Source organism: Paenilisteria rustica (genome assembly GCF_013820765.1).
Classification (GTDB): Bacteria; Bacillota; Bacilli; order Lactobacillales; family Listeriaceae; genus Listeria_A; species Listeria_A rustica.
This window is the reverse complement of record NZ_JABJVM010000045.1, coordinates 1-655: the sequence shown is the minus strand read 5'-3', so window position 1 is coordinate 655 and position 655 is coordinate 1. Positions and strand designations below refer to the sequence as shown.

The window sequence follows — 655 nt, the reverse complement described above, 5'->3', positions numbered from 1 at the left end:
TTTTGTATTGTGAGCCGTTAGCTCAGTTGGTAGAGCATCTGACTTTTAATCAGAGGGTCGATGGTTCGAGCCCATCACGGCTCATTTTTTGCGGGTGTGGCGGAATTGGCAGACGCACCAGATTTAGGATCTGGCGCCGCGAGGCGTGAAGGTTCAAGTCCTTTCACCCGCATCTTATACTTAAGCGGAAATAGCTCAGTGGTAGAGCACCACCTTGCCAAGGTGGGGGTCGCGGGTTCGAACCCCGTTTTCCGCTCCAAAATTGTAGTTGCCATTATAAAGTTTCTAACGCCGGGGTGGCGGAACTGGCAGACGCACAGGACTTAAAATCCTGCGGATAGTGATATCCGTACCGGTTCGATTCCGGTCCTCGGCACCATATACTTATATAATGCGCCCGTAGCTCAACTGGATAGAGTACTTGACTACGAATCAAGCGGTTAGAGGTTCGAATCCTCTCGGGCGCACTTTCGGGAAGTAGCTCAGCTTGGTAGAGCACTTGGTTTGGGACCAAGGGGTCGCAGGTTCGAATCCTGTCTTCCCGACCATTAAAAATATCCCATCTCTTATTATGAAGGGGCCTTAGCTCAGCTGGGAGAGCGCCTGCTTTGCACGCAGGAGGTCAGCGGTTCGATCCCGCTAGGCTCCACCAACT

At 52.2% G+C, this 655-nt stretch carries 7 tRNA genes; all 7 read left to right on the top strand.

From position 1 onward, the window contains the following. Positions 1–11: 11 nt before the first annotated feature. Positions 12–84: transfer RNA gene (locus tag HPK16_RS16555), tRNA-Lys, on the top strand. 6 nt (positions 85–90) lie between these two features. Continuing rightward, a tRNA-Leu gene (locus tag HPK16_RS16550) sits at positions 91–172 on the top strand. A gap of 12 nt (positions 173–184) precedes the next feature. Beyond that, positions 185–259: transfer RNA gene (locus HPK16_RS16545), tRNA-Gly, on the top strand. 31 nt (positions 260–290) lie between these two features. Beyond that, positions 291–379: transfer RNA gene (locus HPK16_RS16540), tRNA-Leu, on the top strand. A 14-nt stretch (positions 380–393) separates the two neighbouring features. Next, positions 394–467 (top strand) — tRNA-Arg (locus HPK16_RS16535). A gap of 4 nt (positions 468–471) precedes the next feature. Continuing rightward, a tRNA-Pro gene (locus HPK16_RS16530) sits at positions 472–548 on the top strand. Between the two features lie 28 nt (positions 549–576). After that, positions 577–652 (top strand) — tRNA-Ala (locus HPK16_RS16525). Positions 653–655 lie beyond the last annotated feature (3 nt).